We start from the raw sequence: 17356 nt of genomic DNA on the forward strand, positions 1-17356 counted from the left end.
CACGTCTTGCGGCACGACGTGGGCCGCCGGGCTCGGCCGGCCCACCAGGGGTCCGCTCCTATTCGGCGAGTGCCCGCCCCTGTCGGCGCTGGGCGGTGATCGCCAGGGCGGGGAGGGGTGCGATCAGCAGGAGGAAGACGACCAGGTCCGGAAAGGACTGCATGAACGCGTCCGGCCGGACGACGATCGCCTGCGTGCGGACGATCGCGACCGCCGCGACGGGGATCAGCCACCGGTGGTCGCCGGTGGCTGCCGTCGCAACCCACGCGCCGAGCAGCGCGGTGGCTTCGAGGACGAACAAGCCTCGCTGGAAAGCCGGACTGACGGAGATGATGTGCAGGCTCCCGGCAATGAACATGGCGAGTACGACGGGGGCCAGCCAGCGGTAGGAGCGGCGTCGCAGGCGGCTGGGACGGCAGAGCGCCAGCACGGCGCACGCGGCGCACAGTGTCCCCGAGAGCACCAGGTCTCGGGCGGTTATCGGGGCGCCGAGACCGTAGTAGCTCAGGCCCGCCTTGCCCTCGTCGCCGAAGAACGTAGTGCTGTTGAACCTGGCACCGGCATGGATCATCACCGTTGCGGTCAGCAGTGCGATCCAGGCCCTGCCGCGCAGCAGGGCGATCAGGCAGCCCAGCGGAAGCAGCCCGTAGGGCAACAGCCGTGTCCGGCCGCCGGGACCTTGCGCCCACGGGTACCAGCCGGAGAAGGGGAAGGCGATGGCGTGCTGCCCGGGGTCGATGTGCAGTGCCCAGTGCCACACATCCTGCAAGTACGGAACCAGCGCCAGCGCGGCGAGGGCCAGGGCGGCCAGATGGATGCCGTCCAGCCACCACGGCCGGGCCGTGTCGTCAACGGTGGCACGGGCGCGGGCCCGCACCCCGGCGCGCACCAAGGCGGCAACTTCCCGCGGCGGGGGCCAGGAGCGGCCGGGATACGCCTCGGCCAGGCAGGCCAGCACCTCCTCTCCCTGCCGGGAACGGTAGGGAGAGGGATAGACCGCAAGCAGCAGACGATTCATGCCGGGGCCGCTCCGGCATCCCGCGAGCGTCCGATGACGACGGCCGCTGCCTGCTGCATCCGCAGCGCCTCCCGGCCGAGCGCCTCGGTGCCGTCCTCGGTGAGCCGGTAGTAGCGCCGCGCCCGCCCGTCCACGATCTCCTCATGGCCGGCGGCCACCAGCCCGGCCCGCTCCATCCGCTCCAGCGCGCCGTAGAGAGTGCCGACAGCGATCCGGAGCCGCCCGTCGGTGGCCTGCTCGGCAGCCTTGATGATGCCGTAACCGTGCAACGGACCATCCATGAGCGCAGCAAGGATGAAGTACTGCGGTTCCGTCAAGGGCGGATTCTGTCTGGTCATGCGTCGAGCATATATCGAGCTACGAAATATATCTGCCAACGATGGGTGACCGGCAGCGCCTCCATGCCCGCGGCGAGCGTCACCCTCTCCCGGCCGGCGGGCGCCACGGCGGTCTCCTCGACGCGCGCGCGGCGTTGGCGGATGCTCACCGCGACCTGGTCCGGCCCGAGCGGAATGTCATTTGCATCATCTGGCGAAACGAACATGCCGCCGACAAACGCCTCCGCAAGGTCGTGAACAGGGCGAACGTTGCCTGATGCGGCACTGGGGAGTGATCGCCCTTTCGAGCGAGGAGAAACGTTCACACCGCCGCGGTCAGTTCGCACCAGACGAACTTGCCGTCCGTGCGGTGGGGTTCGGCGGTGTGGATCGAGTTGAACCACCCCCAGTTCTCGGCGCAGGCCTCGACGAGGGCGAGGCCGCGGCCGGTGTCGGTGTCGGAGGTGGGGTCGGGGGCTCGGGGAGCGAGGGCGCGGGCGAAGCGTCGCGGTGCCGTGTCCCATGCGGTGATTCGCAGCACCGGGTCGGCCCAGCGGAGCTTTATGGCTGCCGGGCCCTTGGTGTGCCGTACGGCGTTGGTGATCAGCTCGGTGGTGAGGAGTTCGGCGGCGTCGGTGAGGTGGGGGAGGCCGTGCAGGGTCAGGATCAGGCGGAGGGTGCGGCGGCAGATGGTGACGGCGCGGGGGTCGTTGGGGATGGTGAGGGTGTAGGTCCAGGGGTCGTCGGGGCGGGGCGTCGATTCGGCGGTGGGCTCTCCGCTGGCGAGCATGCGTGACTCCTCTGGCTGGCGGGGGAGTTGGGGGCGGCCGGTGGCCTGCCGCAACCCGCCGTGGCAGGACGGGGCGGTGCGCTTCCGGGGGCCGGTGGTTCCGCAGGGTGTGCGGCGCGTCACTGAAGGTATGGCATTAATTTGTGCCGCCGCGAGCCGGTTGCGTAGTCTGCCCCTCATAAGTGGGATGCCGGTACGGCTTGTTGAGGAAGAGGTCCGCATGCCGCCGAGGAGTCAGCCGACCGAGCGTCAGGTGCGACTGGGCACGGAGCTGCGCAGGCTGAGGGAGGCCGCCGGTCTGACCGCCCGGGATGTGGCGCGGTTCCTCGGGTCGACATCGGCGCAGATGAGCCACATGGAAGCGGGCATCGCGGGTGTCAGCGAACAGCGTGTACGACAGCTGGCGGCTCACTACACCTGCACCGACCAGGAGTTGGTCGGAGCACTCGTGGCCATGGCGACAGATCGGACGCGAGGCTGGTGGGAAAAGTTCGCGGGTGCGCTGCCTCCGATCTTCGCGGATCTGGCGGAGATGGAGCACCACGCCACGTACCTCCAGGACATCGCCACCGCCCATGTCCCGGGGTTGCTGCAGACCGAGGACTATGCGCGGGCCGTGTACACGTACTGGCGCCCCGAGCTCCGGCAGAGCGAAGTGGAGCTACGCGTCGAGCACCGGATGAGCCGTAAGGTCGTTCTCGGGCGCGAGGAAACGCCGTACACGGCGGTGCTGCATGAGCCCGTGTTGCGCACCCGGGTCGCCGACCGGAGCGTGGCGCGGACTCAACTGGACTCGCTCCTCGCACTGTCCGAGAATCACGATGTCACCCTGCGAGTCATTCCGTTCGACGTCGACGGATTCGCGGGGGCGAGCGCGGAGTTGATCTATGCGGGAGGCCGCGTCCCCGCGCTGGACACGGCACAGCGGGACACCACGTACGGGCCCGCCTTCATGGATGCTCCCGCACATCTAAAGGCAATGCGCGTGCTGTTTCGTAGAGTGGCCGGGGTGTCGCTCGACCCCGCACCATCCCGGGACTACATCCACCGTCTCGCGAAGGAGTTGTAGAACGTGACCCAGTGGCAGAAGTCCAGCTTCTCCAGCGGATCCGACGGCACGAACTGCGTCGAACTCGCCCTCTCCCCTTCCCGCATACTCCTCCGCGAGAGCGACGACCCCTCCCGAATACTCCCCGTCACCCGCCACGGCGCCGCCGCCCTCATACGGCACCTCGGTGGCTACGCCTGTGAGCCGAAGTTCTGGGTCCAGTAGTTGCCCGGTCCTGCCAGGCCGATGCCGATTTCCTTGAACGCGCAGTTGAGGATGTTGGCCTTGTGGCCGGGGCTGTTCATCCAGCCGTCCATGACGCTTTCGGCGGTGCCGTAGCCGGCGGCGACGTTCTCGCCCGCCGTGCTGAAGCGGTAGCCGACGCGGGCGAGGCGGTCGCTCATGGACGAGCCGTCGGAACCGGTGTGGGACATGTTCGTGTGATCGGCCATGTCCTGGCTGTGGTCCTGCGCGGCTTTGGTGAGCTTTGTGTCCACGGTCACCGGCGAGCAACCCGCCTTGTCGCGTTCGGCGTTGACCAGGGTCAGTACACGGGCCGTGGGGCCGGAATCCGTGTCGCCGGCGGAGGTGGTGGGAGTAGTGGTGTCGGACCTCGTGGCCTTGTTCGCCTTGGGGGCGGTCGGAGGTGAGGTTGTCCTGTCCGGGGTGTCGGCCTTGTCGGGGGTGGACTTGGCGGCCGGACTGCCGGACTTCGAAGGGGAGGCGCTCGGGCTCGGGGAGCGCGACGGGCGCTTCTTGCGCGACGGTGTGGGGGAGGCGCTCGCGGAGGCTTCTGTCGCGGAGGGGGTGGGTGTGCGCGAGGGCTCCGGGGAAGCCTGATCCGACTTGTTCCCTCCCCACCAGGAGGACGCCACACTGCTCCAGCCGCCGAGTCCGTCGCCGCCGACCAGCGCTGCGGTGGGGATACCCACGGCGCCCACGACCAGCACGACGGCGGTGGCGACGGCTATCTTCCGGCGCTTCGTTCTCGGATGCCTCGTCTCCGAGCGTTTCGTCTTCCGGCGATGACTTTTCATACGTGACATGCGTGGCCTCACTGAGTGGTCCGAATTCGTCCGGCTCTGGTCCTGAATGACCCCCTGGTTGGCCGCCGCCCTGGCGAGCCCGGTCATTATGCGGACCGCCGGGCGCGCCGGGCAACGAACGCCCGTGCGACTGCCGGGGCGGTGTCGATGGCGTTTCGCGGGGGCCGGACGGCGTACGAACCCAGCCGTCGGCGCACCCGCTCAGCCCCCTTGCGCGCAGCCGGGACCAGGCAGAAAGCCGTTACGGCGGGTCGGCGGGCAAGGCGTCGCCGATCCGGATGATCAGTCGAATTAGGCACCTGTGGCGGCAAGAACCCCTATTGGGATGTGAAAGAAGCAATTTGTCGCCGGGGAAAAGCAGGTCGATCGATTCCATCGGGCGCATTTCGGTCGTGACGCATGTCACGCCGATTCGAGGTGTGTGTGAGGCAGGCGCAGACTGGAAAGTGCGGGGTTCCCGAAAGAGCGAATCCCGGCAGGGAGATTCCCGAGGCCCCGCGGCGGATCGGCCGTGGAGGAGTCATGACGGCAGTCACGCGGACGGAAGCCCCCGTCGAGATCGAGGGCGACGGCCTGGAGGTGCGCATCCAGGAGATGGGCGGCGGCATGAGCGTCGCCTTCCTCAAGCTCCCGAAGGGCCTGGACATGACCCCGGCCCTCAAGGGACTCCCCGACGACCTGTGCCCGTGCCCCCACTGGGGACTCGTCGTCAGTGGCCGGCTGCGGATGCGCACCGGGGAGGGCGAGGACTTCTACGAGGCGGGACAGGCCTACTACTGGGGCCCCGGGCACTGCCCGGAGGCACTGGAGGACGTCGAACTCGTGGAGTTCTCCCCGACGAAGGAGTTCCAGGAGGTGCTGGACCACATCAAGTGACAGCGATCAACCGGCAGCGATCAACCGGTAGCCATCAACCGGTAGCCATCAAGTGACTACCGAAGAAGTTCAGTTCGGCGGCAACCTATCCCGGACCCGCGACCACCCATGAGTCGGAACTCCCTTCACGGGGGGCTCCACACGAACCACGTGTTCCCCCGAATCACGTACGTTACGTAAGGACTCATCCGTGGCCTCTGCCTCCCCGCGCCTGTCCCACCGCCGGTCCCTCCGCACGCGCCGGACCCTCATGGTCTCCGCCGCAGCCGTGGCCGCCGCTGTCGGCGCCGGCGTCCTCGTGATGAACGCCAACGCCAACCCCACCGTGGACCTCTACCACCAGGTACTGCCCGCCAAGGACGGCTGGGCGGCGTCCGGTTCCGGTACGACCGGCGGTACGAAGGCCGACGCGGCGCACACCTTCACGGTGTCGACCCGGGCGCAGCTCGTGAAGGCGCTCGGCTCCGCCACCGACACCACGCCCCGGATCATCAAGGTCAAGGGCACGATCGACGCCAACACGAACGACTCCGGCAAGAAGCTGACCTGCGCGGACTACGCCTCCGGCACCGGCTACTCGCTCTCCGCCTACCTCAAGGCGTTCGATCCGTCGACGTACGGCAAGAAGGCGCCGAAGGGTACGCAGGAGACCGCGCGCGCGGCCGCCGCCAACAAGCAGAAGCAGAGCATCGTCTTCAGGGTGCCGTCGAACACCACCATCGTGGGCGTCCCCGGCACCAAGGCAGGCATCCTCGGCGGCAGCGTCCTGGTCCAGAACGTCAAGAACGTCGTCATGCGCAACCTCACCTTCGCGGACACCCAGGACTGCTTCCCGCAGTGGGACCCGACCGACGGCTCGTCCGGCGAGTGGAACTCCAACTACGACTCGGTCACGCTGCGCGGCGCGACCAACGTCTGGGCGGACCACAACACGTTCACCGACGCGCCGACCTTCGACAAGACCGAGGCGACGCACTTCGGCCGCAAGTACCAGGTCCACGACGGTGCGTTGGACATCACCAACGGCTCCGACCTGGTGACCGTCGAGCGCAACCAGTTCCTCAACCACGACAAGACGATGCTGATCGGCAGCAGCGACACCGACTCCACCGGCAAGCTGCGCGTGACGATCCACCACAACCTGTGGAAGGGGATCGTGCAGCGGGCGCCCCTGGCCCGCATCGGCCAGATCCACCTCTACAACAACGTCTACGACACCACCACGGTCAACGGCTACGCCCCCAAGTACAGCCTCGACTCCCGGGCCAAGGCCCAGGTCGTCGCCGAGCGCAACGTCTGGAAGATCCCCGCCGACGCCAAGGTCGCCAAGCTGCTGAGCGGCGACGGGACGGGCTCGGTCGCCGGCACCGGCAACATCGTCAACGGCAAGGCCACCGACCTCGTCGCCGCGTACAACGCCGCGAACTCGTCGAAGAAGCTCAAGACGACGGTCAACTGGACCCCGGCCCTCACCACCGGCCTCCAGACCACGGTCACCAACCTCCTGACCGACCTGACCGGCACGACGGGCGCGGGCACCCTCTCCTGACCCCACGTACGTGACGCCGCCCGGCCACACTTCTCCGGTGGCCGGGCGGCGTCACCATGTCCGCAGAACGGGGTCGCCGACGGGTGCGTGAGGGTGAGGGATCAGAGCCAGTGGAAGGCCTCCGCCGCCCTGACGAGCTCGTCCGCTTTTCCGTTCTACGGCGGTGAGAAAGCCGGAAGGAGCAGTGCGGGCGGCTTCCTCCGCGCCGAAGGCGTACTCCCACTTCCAGCTCACCCGCGCATTGCCTTCATGGCCTCGTCCAGTACGGCGCTCAGCTCCCGTAGGGCCTCCTGCGCGACGACGGGAGCCTCGTGCGCCAGGTTGATCTTCGTGTGAGCATGGCGGGCGGCCAGCCCGGGACGGCGGCCGATCTCGATGTCCCTGGCCCAGGCGAGGACCCAGCTCTGTACCGGACTCAGGGACTGCCACTCGACAGCCTTGGCGAAGGCCTCGTCCTTCGTCCTCTGCATCTCTTCCAGACGGCTCGGGTCAACGACGGCGAGGGCGGCGCGCAGGGCATCAGGAGTCTGCTCGGGAGGGGGGATCAGCTCATGTCCGTGATCGGCCTGGGTACTCATGGTGACCTCCAGGGGGTGCCCCGGCCACAGTATCCGGGCCCGGCGGTGGCGGCGGAGTACGGCGGAGTCGCCCAGCAACAGCGCGTGCGGCCGGTAGCTGGGGCCGTGCAGGGATCTCTCCAGCGCGGGCAGGTAGTTCCAGCGCACGGCGGGGTGCGCGAAGTGCGCGAAGTGGTACAGGTCCCCGTACGGCAACCAGGTGCCGCGGGCCAGCAAGCAGAGCAGCGCGTTGCGCGGGTACAGCCGCAGGCACCGACCGGCCGACAGGTGACGGTCCGCGATGATGTCCGATGCCCACCAGGTCCCTCTGTACGGCGATGATCTTCGGCCATGGGGCGTCGAGCGCGGGTACCCAGCCGAAGGTCTGGCCGAGCATGGTGAAGAACGGCTCGTAGTCGCGGTCGGCCCGAAGGCCGGGCATCAGCTCGGCCTCGACCGGCGGGCAGATGGCGACGAGGCCTCGCGCCACGCGGTCGGGCCAGGGGGTGCCGATCTGGCGGCGCAGCAGCCGCCAGACGGCGGAGGTGTCGGCGAGGTAGGTCACAGCCCGGAGCGCTCCCGTTCTTCGAGAGCGTCGAAGTCGAGGAACGCGTCGGCGTTCTCCTGGAGCCACCGCAGTGCCCGGGCCCGGTCGTCCGCGCTGACCCGCTGCCGCTATCGTCAACTCGCGGTTGATGGTGTCCCGCTTCGTCTTGGCTCCGAGCTGCTGCTGGGCGAAGGCCAGCATGTCGTCGTCGATGTCGACCAGCGTCCTGGACATGTGACCTCCCGCGAGAACCGCTTGATATATCGCTCCAGGCGACATATCAAGTTCGTCTGGGTGCGCCGGTGGTCCAGAAAACTCCGGAGCACTGGAGTCACAGGATGCCCATGCCGCATATAAGGTCCTCGACACTGAAAAGTGTCGAGGACCTTACATGCACATATAGTCACCGGTGCAAGGGGCTGAAACTCGCAGCCATTACGCCTTCTTTTTCGTCCTCAGGTCGACCTCGCAGTCGAGTGTCTGCGTGTACTTCTTACCACCCTGGACGTATTGAAACCTGCAGTATCGAACGGATTGATCCGGCGGAGCCGTGATCTTCAAGTGGGCGAGATAGTAGATGTCGCTCTCCTGGCGCGCGGGAACCTTGACCGATTCTCTGATGTGATTCTTGAGTCGGTCGAGTTCCGGCATATGAGGCTCCCCTTCGAGCACCAGCAGTGCCAGCCCTTCCGTGTCATCCCTGCTGTAGGCGCCATATTCGACCACCTCGATTCCCCTGGGTATATCCACCAAGGAAACTTCAGTGATCTCTATTTCTTTGGATGATTTATTGACGGGAACCGGGAGCGCGAACCACCAGTCCTGCCCCACCTTGGCCTGGTCGCTGCCCACTACGCCTTGGGACTGCAACCCTCCGTAAAGGGCATCGCCGCGTACCGGAGCCGATTTTTCACTCGTACACGCAGCCAGTAGAACTGATGCAAGGGCCATGGCGCTGGCGACTCTAATAGGAGTAGAAGACGCCAGGATTGTCCCAGACCGGGCCATTCTTCCCCCAAATGTCATGGCGATGCTTCTTGCTCTTTCCGGCGGTGATTCGTTGCTTATGCTCGCGGTCGTATCCGGAGCTTGTCCACTGCTGCCCGGGCTGTCGGTACCGGCCGTAGGGGTACGGGCGTTGCGGCACGGAGGTACGACGGAGGGGTGCGGTATGTCGGTGGACGGCGAGGTACGACGACTCAAGAGCGAGGCGGACGAGCCGGGGTGGGAGGTCGACCCGGACGACGACTGGGGAGTGGCGGTCGTCGCCACCGTGGGGCGACAGCTCAGGCTGCGGCGGGAGGCGGTGGGGATGCGGGCCGCCGAGTTCGGGGTGGCTGTGGGGTATGGGGAGGACCTGGTCTACAAGATCGAGGGCGGTAAGCGGATCCCTCGGGTGAGTATCTGGACAGGGCGGACGAGGTGCTGGGGGCGGGTGGGTTGCTTTCGGCGATGAAGGAGGATGTGGCCAGGGTCCGGTATCCGAAGAAGGTTCGGGACCTGGCGCAGAACGGGCAGGGAGGGGAGGGGCACGGGGCGGCGTGGAGGCGCGAGCGGTTGAGCTTCAGCTCTACGATCCGCTGAACATCCACGGGTTGTTGCAGACGCCGGAGTACGCGCGGGGGCTGCTCCTGATGCGGCGCCCTGCGTACACCGAGGACGAGGTGGAGCGGTTCATCGCCGCGCGTGTGGCCCGCAAGGCAGTGTTTGAGCGGAACCCGGCGCCTGAAGTCAGCTTCGTCCTGGAGGAGTGGACGTTGCGGCGTCCACTTGGAAGGAGGGTGCTGTTGCACGGCCAGCTTGAGTACCTGCTGGAGGCCGGGCAGTTGCGGAACATCGAGCTTCAGGTGATGCCGATGGATCGCGAGGAGCACGCCGGAGTGGATGGCGGAATCGAGGTGCTGAAGTTTGCTGACGGCTCGGCAGTGGGACGCTCGCCGGTCATGGCTAACGGCAGACCGGTCTCCGAACCGAGGCAACTCCGTATCCTTGAACTGCGATATGGCATCATCCGGGCTCAGGCTCTCACTCCACGTGAGTCGACGGCCTTCATCGAGCAACTGCTGGGGGAGACATGATCCGCGACACCTCGGCCGGGGACGCCTCGAGCCTGGCGTGGTTCAAGAGCAGCTACAGCAGCGGCAGCGAAGGCGACTCGTGCGTCGAGATCGCTGCCACCCCCACCACGATCCACGTCCGTGACTCCAAGAGTCTCGGAGGCCCTCAGCTTGCGCTGACCCCGGACCCGTGGGCGGACTTCGTGGCGTACGCGTCGGGAAGCTGACCTCTTCACCTGCACACGCCCCGTGCCTGGGTCGCGAGTACGGGGCGCGTTGTCGTACTCAGAACAGGGCGTCGGGCTCTTCGACCCCTTGGGGGGCACGGTGGCGCAGCATCAGCTCCTGCATCACCAGCCCGGCCTCGACCCTCCTGCCGAGACCCACGCCGGAGCGGAACGGGGCCTGGAGCGCCGTCTTGTCGGTGGAGGCGATGGCACCCCAGCGCACCGCGTCCAGGAAGGCGTCCAGCCGACCGGGCTCGTCGAAGCCGTTGTGAGGGGACGGCAGCTCGTACTGGTCGTGGACACCCGTCGCCTGCTCCAGCTCCCACACGACCCGTAGTTCCTCGTCCCGGCCGTCGCTCTCCAGGGAGGACAGCTTGACCAGGTGAGTGGTGGCGGCTTCTGCGGCACGCGCCGGGTCGTCGCTCGCGGCGGTCGAGCGGACGACGTCGGTGACCACCCAGGGACGGCGGTGCACGGTGACGCGTTGACCGGGGGAACGATGTGCCCGAGAGGAAGCCTCGGAACTGCTCCCCGCCGTCGGCGTGTGGGGCAGGTGATGACTCCCGGGCACCGGGACGCCGATCGTGTGGTCGGCACCCGCGGAATCGATCGTACGGTGCGTGAGGAATCGCCGGATCAGGCACCTCGCGGGAGAATTCGGCTGACATCGTCCCGGATCACCGAACGGGCGGGGAAATGCTTCCGCCGACGGCGGGACGAGCACGACGGACCGGACGAAGGAGTGCTGCGCGGTGCGAGTTCTCATGGTCGGGGCGGGAGGCGTGGGCGGGGCGGTCGTCAGGATCGCGGCGCGGCGGGCGTTCTTCGAGCACATGGTGGTGGCCGACTACGACCCCGCGCGGGCGGAGTCGGCCGTCGCGGCGCTCAGGGAGGACGGGGGCAGGTTCACGGCGGTGCGGCTCGACGCGTCGGACACCGGCGCCGTACGGGCCGCCCTCGCCGAGCATCGCTGCGATGTGCTGCTCAACGCCACCGATCCACGGTTCGTCCCGCCGCTGTTCGACGCGGCGCTCGCCCACGGCGCCCACTACCTCGACATGGCGATGTCCCTGTCCCGGCCGCACCCGAGCCGCCCCTACGAGGAGTGCGGCGTCAAGCTGGGCGACGCCCAGTTCGAACGGGCCGCCGAGTGGGAGGCGGCGGGCCGGCTCGCGCTGGTCGGCATGGGTGTGGAGCCCGGCCTGTCGGACGTGTTCGCCCGGTACGCCGCCGACGAGCTGTTCGACGAGGACGGGATCGAGGAGATCGGCATCCGGGACGGGGCCGACCTGGTCGTCGACGGATACGACTTCGCGCCCTCCTTCAGCATCTGGACGACCATCGAGGAGTGCCTGAACCCGCCGGTCGTCTACGAGGAGGGCCGCGGCTGGTTCACCACGCCGCCCTTCAGCGAGCCGGAGGTCTTCGACTTCCCGGAGGGCATCGGGCCGGTGGAGTGCGTCAACGTCGAGCACGAGGAAGTGCTGCTGGTCCCCCGGTGGTTGAAGGCGAAGCGGGTCACCTTCAAGTACGGCCTGGGCGACGAGTTCATCGGCGTGCTCAAGACCCTCCACAAGCTGGGGCTCGACCGCACGGACCCCGTCACCGTGGGTACGGGAGGTGGCAAGGCCGCGGTCTCCCCGCGGGACGTCGTCGCCGCGTGCCTGCCCGACCCGGCCGGCCTCGGGGACCGTATGCGCGGAAAGACGTGCGCGGGCACCTGGGTCAAGGGCACCAAGGACGGGCGGCCCCGCGAGGTGTACCTCTACCACGTGGTCGACAACCAGTGGTCGATGCGGGAGTACGGCTCCCAGGCCGTGGTCTGGCAGACCGCGATCAACCCCGTGGTCGCCCTCGAACTCATCGCGTCCGGAGCCTGGCACGGCAGCGGTGTGCTCGGCCCCGAAGCGCTGCCTCCCCGGCCGTTCCTCGACCTGCTGACGGAGTACGGCTCGCCGTGGGGCATGCGCGAGGACGTCCCGAGCGAGCCTGGATAGCGTAGAAAGTCCCTTAGCCCCCTGTTGTCTGGATTCACCTACAACCGGAGCGAGGGACCATGGCCGACGACACCGCCGACGACACCGCTGACGCACGCCCGCCCGACGGACTGAAGCCCGACGCGATCGGCTTCGTCGACGCGCTCGTCATCGGGCTCAACGCGACCTCCCCCGCGTACTCGCTGGCGGCGGTCATCGGCCCGGTCGTGGCACTCGTGGGCATCTACGCCCCCGGCGTGATGGTCGCCTCGTTCGTGCCGATGCTGCTGATCGCGTCGGCGTTCTACTACCTCAACAAGGTCGACCAGGACTGCGGTACGACCTTCTCGTGGGTCACCCGGGCCATGGGGCCGTGGGCCGGCTGGCTCGGCGGCTGGGCCATCACGATGACCGGGGTCCTGGTGGTCGGATCGCTGGCGGACGTCGCCGTGAGCTTCGCGCTGCTCGCCTTCGGCCTCGACAGCTGGGCCGACAACGACGTCGTACGCCAGTCGCTCGCGGTGCTGCTCATCCTCGTGATGACGGCCGTGTGCGTCATCGGCACCGAGGTCTCGGCCAAGGTGCAGAACGTCCTCATCCTCGCCCAGGTCGTCTGCCTGCTCGCCTTCGCGGTGGTGGCGCTCTACCGGGTCTACGCCGACACGGGCAGCCTCGACTCCGTCGATCCGTCGCTCAGCTGGCTCAACCCCTTCGGGGCCGGCGGGGCGACGCTCACCGCGGCCCTGCTGCTGGGCGTGTTCATCTACTGGGGCTGGGAGTCGGCGGTCAACCTCACCGAGGAGGTCGAGGACTCCGCCACCGCTCCCGGCAGGGCGGGTGTCTGGTCGACGGTCATTCTGCTGGTGACCTATGTATCGGTCGGCTACGCGGTCGTCGCCTATGCCGGAACCGCCTACCTGACCGACAACGCGGACGACGAGGAGTACATCTTCGCGCTGCTCGCCGGTGAGGTGATGGGCGGCTGGGACTGGGTCGTCCTGCTCGCGGTCTCGACGTCCGCGCTGGCGTCGACGCAGACGACGATCATCCCGGCGTCCCGCACGGCGCTGTCGATGGCCCGCCGGCACGCGCTGCCCGCGCACTTCGCGCACATCGCCCCGCGCTTCCGCACGCCCGACGTGAGCACGTGGTGGGTCGCCGCCATCGCCATCGCCTGGTACGTCGTCGTCAACCAGATCAGCGAGAACGCGCTCTTCGACTCGCTCACCGCGCTGTCGCTGCTGATCGCGTTCTACTACGCGCTCACGGGCGTCGCCTGCGCGGTCTACTACCGCCGCCATCTGACCGAGAGCGTCCACCACTTCCTGCTCATCGGCCTCGGCCCCCTGGCCGGCGCCGGACTGCTGGCGTGGCTGCTGGTGGAATCGGTCTCCGACATGGCCGACCCCGCGAACTCCTACAGCGGCGTCTCCTGGTTCGGGCTCGGCCCGCCGCTCGTCATCGGCATCGGCATCGCGCTCACGGGCGTGGTGCTCATGGTCGTGCTGCGCCTGGTGACCCCCGCTTTCTGGTCGGAACGTCCGGGCGTGGCCGACCCCCGGCTCGTCCATGGACAGGGCAAGGAGTCCTGAGATGCCGATCGTTCTCGGATACGACGAGTCACCGGGCGCCCTGCGCGCGCTGCGGGTCGCGATCGAGGTGTCCGCCAACTACGGCGAGCCCCTCGTGCTGGTCTTCGGTGCGGCGGTCCCGGGCGGCAGGGGCGAGGAGTACCGGACCCACCGTGACGCCCTCCACCAGGCCGGACGCGTCGCACTCGAACACGCTGTCACGGCGGCGGAGGCGGCCGGCGTACCGACCCTCGTCGAGATCATCGACCAGAAGCCGGCGCAGGCGCTGATCGACGCCGCGACCCGCCACGAGGCCCGGCTCATCGTGGTGGGCACGTGGGGCGAGAGCCCCATGCGCGGAGCCCTGCTGGGCTCGACCCCGCACAAACTCCTGCACCTGTCCCACTTCCCCGTCCTCTGCGTGCCGACCGAGGAGGAATGAGGCACGCGGAGAACGGGGTGGAGCGGTCCTACGTGGTGACCGGCGTGGTCACTGCTCGGGCGTGCCGCCGAAGCGCTCCTTGTACGCCTCCAGGTCGTCCTCCGTCAGCTTCGCGAAGAGGACCGGGGGGACCGTGAAGGGGGTGCCTGCCGGGACGAAGGTCAGGGACTTGGCCTCCTCCGCCGTCACCCAGGCCGCCGTGTCGTTCGGCAGGGCGAAGGCGGCGCGCATGGCGGCCGAGGACGCTGGGATGAAGGGCTCGGAGACCACCGAGTAGAGGTGGATCAGGTTCATGGCGGTGCGCAGGGTGAGGGCCGCGGCCTCCTGGTCGGTCTTGATCTCCAGCCAGGGGGCCTTCTCCTCCAGGTAGGAGTTGCCCGCCGACCACAGGGCACGCAGCGCGGCCGCCGCCTTGCGGAACTGGAGGGCCTCCATCTGCGACTCGTACTCGGCGAGGAGACGGGCGATCTCCTCGCCCAGCTTCGCCTCCGGCTCACCGGCCGCCGCGCCCGCGGGCACCTCGTCGCCGAAGCGCTTGCGGGAGAAGGACAGCACGCGGTTGACGAAGTTGCCGAGGGTGTCGGCGAGGTCCTTGTTGACCGTGGCGGTGAAGTGCTCCCACGTGAAGGACGAGTCGTCCGACTCGGGGGCGTTGGCGATGAGGAAGTAGCGCCAGTAGTCCGCCGGGAGGATCTCCAGCGCCTGGTCGGTGAAGACGCCCCGCTTCTGCGAGGTCGAGAACTTCCCGCCGTAGTACGTCAGCCAGTTGAAGGCCTTGACGTAGTCGACCTTCTTCCACGGCTCGCGGATGCCCAGCTCGGTGGCCGGGAACATCACCGTGTGGAAGGGGACGTTGTCCTTCGCCATGAACTGCGTGTAGCGGACCGGGTGGTCACCGGAGTCGGCCTCGTACCACCAGGACTTCCAGTCGCGGTTCTCGCCGTCCGGGGCGGCGTCCGACCACTCCTTCGTCGCGCCGATGTACTCGATCGGGGCGTCGAACCAGACGTAGAAGACCTTGCCCTGCGCCGCCAGCTCCGGCCAGGTGTCGGCCGGGACCGGGACGCCCCAGTCCAGGTCACGGGTGATGGCGCGGTCGTGCAGGCCCTCGTTCAGCCACTTACGGGCGATGGAGGACGACAGGTGCGGCCACTCCTCCTCGTGGGCCGCCACCCACGCCTCGACCTCGTGCTGCAGCTTGGACTGCAGGAGGAAGAGGTGCTTGGTCTCGCGGACCTCCAGGTCGGTGGAGCCGGAGATCGCCGAGCGCGGGTCGATCAGGTCCGTGGGGTCCAGGACACGCGTGCAGTTCTCGCACTGGTCGCCGCGGGCCTTGTCGTAGCCGCAGTGCGGGCAGGTGCCCTCCACGTAGCGGTCCGGGAGGAAGCGGCCGTCGGTGGGCGAGTACACCTGGCGGATGGCCCGCTCCTCGATGAACCCGTTCTCCTTCAGCCGGCGGGCGAAGTGCTGGGTGATCTCGACGTTCTGCGGGCTGGAGCTGCGGCCGAAGTAGTCGAAGGCGAGCGCGAAGCCGTCGTAGACGGCCTTCTGCGCGTCGTGCGCCTGTGCGCAGAACTCGGCGACCGGCAGGCCCCGCTCCTTCGCGGCCAGCTCGGCCGGGGTGCCGTGCTCGTCCGTCGCACAGATGTACAGGACGTCGTGGCCGCGCTGGCGGAGATAGCGGGAGTACACGTCCGCCGGGAGCATGGACCCCACCATGTTGCCCAGGTGCTTGATCCCGTTGATGTACGGAAGGGCGCTGGTGATGAGGTGTCGAGCCATCGCGGGCTGCTCCCATGTCGATGCGTGGGGTGACGATCGTGCGGGCCGGCCTGTCGGTCTGTCGGCCTGGTCGTCTACGGAACCTTGAAATCGTAGCCGACATGGGTGTGCCGCCCGCCTCCCGTTTTAACGGGTGGGAAGCGGGCGGCACGGTTGGTGCGGGGTGATGCCTGGTGGTGCGGGGTACCCGGGGGCGTGCGGTTGCCCGCCCGCGGTTACGGGCGCCAGGTGGCCAGGATGCCCTCGTAGACCTCGGCGTCCGTGAGTTCGCGCGGGGTCTCGCCCGCCAGGAAGTGGGACGTGTTGTCCGTCTTCAGCTTGCGGAGGTAGTCGAAGGCCTTGTTCTCCGGGTCACCGAACGCGACGAACGCGAAGTGGACGGCCGGGTGGCTCTTCGCGGCCTCCGCGAGCGCCTGGTTCGCGGGGGTCTTGGCGTCCGGGGCGCCGTCGGTCTGGAAGACGACGAGGGCGGGGGTGCCGGGGTCGGCCGCCTTCTGGTGCTGGGCGAGCACCTCCTCGACGGCCACGTGGTAGCTGGTACGCCCCATGCGTCCGAGTCCGCCGTGCAGCTCGTCGACCTTGTTGTCGTACGAGTCGAGGGTCAGCTCGCCCGTACCGTCCAGCTCCGTGGAGAAGAAGACGACGGGGACGGTGGGGGACCCGGGGTCGAGGTGGGCGGCGAGGGCGAGGGTCTGCTCACCGACTGCCTGTGCCGAGCCGTCCTTGTAGTAGCCGCGCATCGACGCGGACCTGTCCAGGACGAGGTACACCTTGGCGCGGGCGTCGGTGAGGTCCCGCTTCCCGAGTACGGCCCGTGCGGCGTCGTACGCGGTGCGCAGGCTCGCGGGCACGGCGACCTCGGCTCCGCCTTCGGCCCCCTCGGTCTTCCCACCCGCACCAGCCGTGCGGCTTTCGTCGTCGGCTGCGGGTGCCACCTGCGGGGCGCCCTCACCGTCGACGACCGCGGGTTCGGGGGTGGCGTCGTCGGCTGCGGCTGCGGCCACGGGTTCGGGCGCGGCCTCCGGCTCCGGAACGACGGCCGGCTCGGGCGCGGCTTCCGGCTCGGTGGCGGCTTCCGGTTCGGCGGCAGCCACCTGTTCGGGGGTGGGTTCGGGCTCGCTCGCGGCTTCCGGTTCCGTCTTCTCGGAGGCAGTCTCGCTCTCCGGCGCGGCCTCCGGCTCCTCCACGGCTTCCGGCTCAGGCGTGGCCTCGACCTCGGCCTCGGCCTCGACATCGGAGGAGGCGACCGGCTCGGGAGTGGCTTCGGGCTGGGTCTCGGCTTCGGCCTCGGGGGAGGTCGTCGGCTCAGAGCTGGCTTCGGGCGCGATGGTGGCCGTCGGCTCGGGCGCGGACTCCGGGGCGGCCTCGGACGCCGGTGCGGCTTCCTCTTCCGTTACGGCTTCCGGTTCGGGTGTCGCCTCGACGGCGGGCTCGGTCTCCGGGGCGGCTTCCGGCTCCGCCTCGGCCACGGGCTCATCGGCGGCCACGGCGGCGGGCTCCGGCGCCTGAGCGTCGGCGGGCTCGGCCTCGGCGACCGGCTCCGGGGCGTCCTC

The 17356-nt window shown here is 68.7% G+C and carries 18 protein-coding genes and 1 pseudogene; 9 read left to right on the forward strand and 10 right to left on the reverse strand.

The features are described from left to right. Positions 1–58 precede the first annotated feature (58 nt). Genes AWZ10_RS31390 through AWZ10_RS31405 form a run of 4 tightly spaced genes read right to left on the reverse strand, consistent with a single transcriptional unit; the run spans position 59 to position 2125 of the window. Positions 59–1018, reverse strand: a complete 960-nt coding sequence (locus AWZ10_RS31390; protein ID WP_060892642.1) for a hypothetical protein — start codon at positions 1016–1018, stop codon at positions 59–61. Then, complete coding sequence (locus AWZ10_RS31395; RefSeq protein WP_037689838.1) at positions 1015–1356, reverse strand: PadR family transcriptional regulator; 342 nt, start codon at positions 1354–1356, stop codon at positions 1015–1017. The genes AWZ10_RS31390 and AWZ10_RS31395 overlap by 4 nt, the downstream gene beginning before the upstream one ends. After that, positions 1353–1661: a hypothetical protein gene (locus AWZ10_RS31400; protein ID WP_159058406.1), complete on the reverse strand. Its 309-nt coding sequence runs from the start codon at positions 1659–1661 to the stop codon at positions 1353–1355. Before AWZ10_RS31400 ends, AWZ10_RS31395 begins: the two co-directional genes overlap by 4 nt. Further along, positions 1658–2125 (reverse strand): ATP-binding protein, encoded by a 468-nt coding sequence (locus tag AWZ10_RS31405; protein WP_060892644.1) that lies wholly within the window; start codon positions 2123–2125, stop codon positions 1658–1660. Before AWZ10_RS31405 ends, AWZ10_RS31400 begins: the two co-directional genes overlap by 4 nt. 220 nt (positions 2126–2345) lie before the next feature. On the opposite strand from AWZ10_RS31405, the gene AWZ10_RS31410 reads away from it, so the two are divergent. Continuing rightward, complete coding sequence (locus AWZ10_RS31410) at positions 2346–3194, forward strand: helix-turn-helix domain-containing protein (RefSeq protein ID WP_060892645.1); 849 nt, start codon at positions 2346–2348, stop codon at positions 3192–3194. 3 nt (positions 3195–3197) lie between these two features. After that, complete coding sequence (locus tag AWZ10_RS31415; protein ID WP_046704545.1) at positions 3198–3398, forward strand: DUF397 domain-containing protein; 201 nt, start codon at positions 3198–3200, stop codon at positions 3396–3398. On the opposite strand, the gene AWZ10_RS31420 is transcribed toward AWZ10_RS31415, so the two are convergent. Next, the gene (locus AWZ10_RS31420) at positions 3365–4219 is read right to left on the reverse strand and encodes a CAP domain-containing protein (RefSeq protein WP_408992659.1); all 855 of its coding nucleotides are present in this window, start codon (positions 4217–4219) and stop codon (positions 3365–3367) included. The genes AWZ10_RS31415 and AWZ10_RS31420 overlap by 34 nt on opposite strands. Positions 4220–4741: 522 nt before the next feature. On the opposite strand from AWZ10_RS31420, the gene AWZ10_RS31425 reads away from it, so the two are divergent. Beyond that, positions 4742–5095 (forward strand): cupin domain-containing protein, encoded by a 354-nt coding sequence (locus tag AWZ10_RS31425; RefSeq protein ID WP_046704547.1) that lies wholly within the window; start codon positions 4742–4744, stop codon positions 5093–5095. A gap of 190 nt (positions 5096–5285) precedes the next feature. After that, entirely contained in the window at positions 5286–6644 is a 1359-nt protein-coding gene (locus tag AWZ10_RS31430) for a pectate lyase family protein (RefSeq protein WP_425264517.1), read from the forward strand. Between the two features lie 230 nt (positions 6645–6874). Here AWZ10_RS31430 and AWZ10_RS31435 read toward each other — a convergent pair whose 3' ends face one another. Continuing rightward, on the reverse strand, positions 6875–7222 hold the full coding sequence (locus tag AWZ10_RS31435) for a hypothetical protein (protein WP_060892656.1): 348 nt from the start codon (positions 7220–7222) through the stop codon (positions 6875–6877). A 961-nt stretch (positions 7223–8183) separates the two neighbouring features. Further along, entirely contained in the window at positions 8184–8699 is a 516-nt protein-coding gene (locus AWZ10_RS31440) for a hypothetical protein (protein ID WP_159058407.1), read from the reverse strand. 220 nt (positions 8700–8919) lie between these two features. Between AWZ10_RS31440 and AWZ10_RS31445 the strand changes: the two are divergent. Further along, positions 8920–9826 (forward strand): annotated as a pseudogene (locus tag AWZ10_RS31445) (helix-turn-helix domain-containing protein). Beyond that, positions 9823–10032, forward strand: a complete 210-nt coding sequence (locus AWZ10_RS31450; RefSeq protein ID WP_060892647.1) for a DUF397 domain-containing protein — start codon at positions 9823–9825, stop codon at positions 10030–10032. The pseudogene AWZ10_RS31445 and the gene AWZ10_RS31450 overlap by 4 nt, the downstream one beginning before the upstream one ends. Before the next feature lie 58 nt (positions 10033–10090). Here AWZ10_RS31450 and AWZ10_RS31455 read toward each other — a convergent pair whose 3' ends face one another. Further along, positions 10091–10507, reverse strand: coding sequence for a hypothetical protein (locus AWZ10_RS31455; protein ID WP_208618585.1), 417 nt, complete (start codon positions 10505–10507; stop codon positions 10091–10093). Between the two features lie 277 nt (positions 10508–10784). On the opposite strand from AWZ10_RS31455, the gene AWZ10_RS31460 reads away from it, so the two are divergent. Genes AWZ10_RS31460 through AWZ10_RS31470 form a run of 3 tightly spaced genes read left to right on the forward strand, consistent with a single transcriptional unit; the run spans position 10785 to position 14021 of the window. Then, positions 10785–12029, forward strand: coding sequence for a saccharopine dehydrogenase family protein (locus tag AWZ10_RS31460; RefSeq protein WP_046706591.1), 1245 nt, complete (start codon positions 10785–10787; stop codon positions 12027–12029). A gap of 59 nt (positions 12030–12088) precedes the next feature. Further along, complete coding sequence (locus AWZ10_RS31465) at positions 12089–13600, forward strand: APC family permease (RefSeq protein WP_060892649.1); 1512 nt, start codon at positions 12089–12091, stop codon at positions 13598–13600. 1 nt (position 13601) lies between these two features. Next, complete coding sequence (locus tag AWZ10_RS31470; RefSeq protein WP_060892650.1) at positions 13602–14021, forward strand: universal stress protein; 420 nt, start codon at positions 13602–13604, stop codon at positions 14019–14021. Between the two features lie 48 nt (positions 14022–14069). Here AWZ10_RS31470 and metG read toward each other — a convergent pair whose 3' ends face one another. Further along, a complete protein-coding gene (metG, locus tag AWZ10_RS31475) occupies positions 14070–15803 on the reverse strand; it encodes a methionine--tRNA ligase (protein WP_060892651.1) in 1734 nt (577 codons plus the stop codon). A 215-nt stretch (positions 15804–16018) separates the two neighbouring features. Beyond that, positions 16019–17356 (reverse strand): VWA domain-containing protein (locus AWZ10_RS31480; RefSeq protein WP_159058408.1); only part of this gene is annotated, 1338 nt, incomplete at its 5' end.

It is taken from the genome of Streptomyces europaeiscabiei (assembly GCF_001550375.1).
GTDB classification, from domain to species: domain Bacteria; phylum Actinomycetota; class Actinomycetes; order Streptomycetales; family Streptomycetaceae; genus Streptomyces; species Streptomyces europaeiscabiei.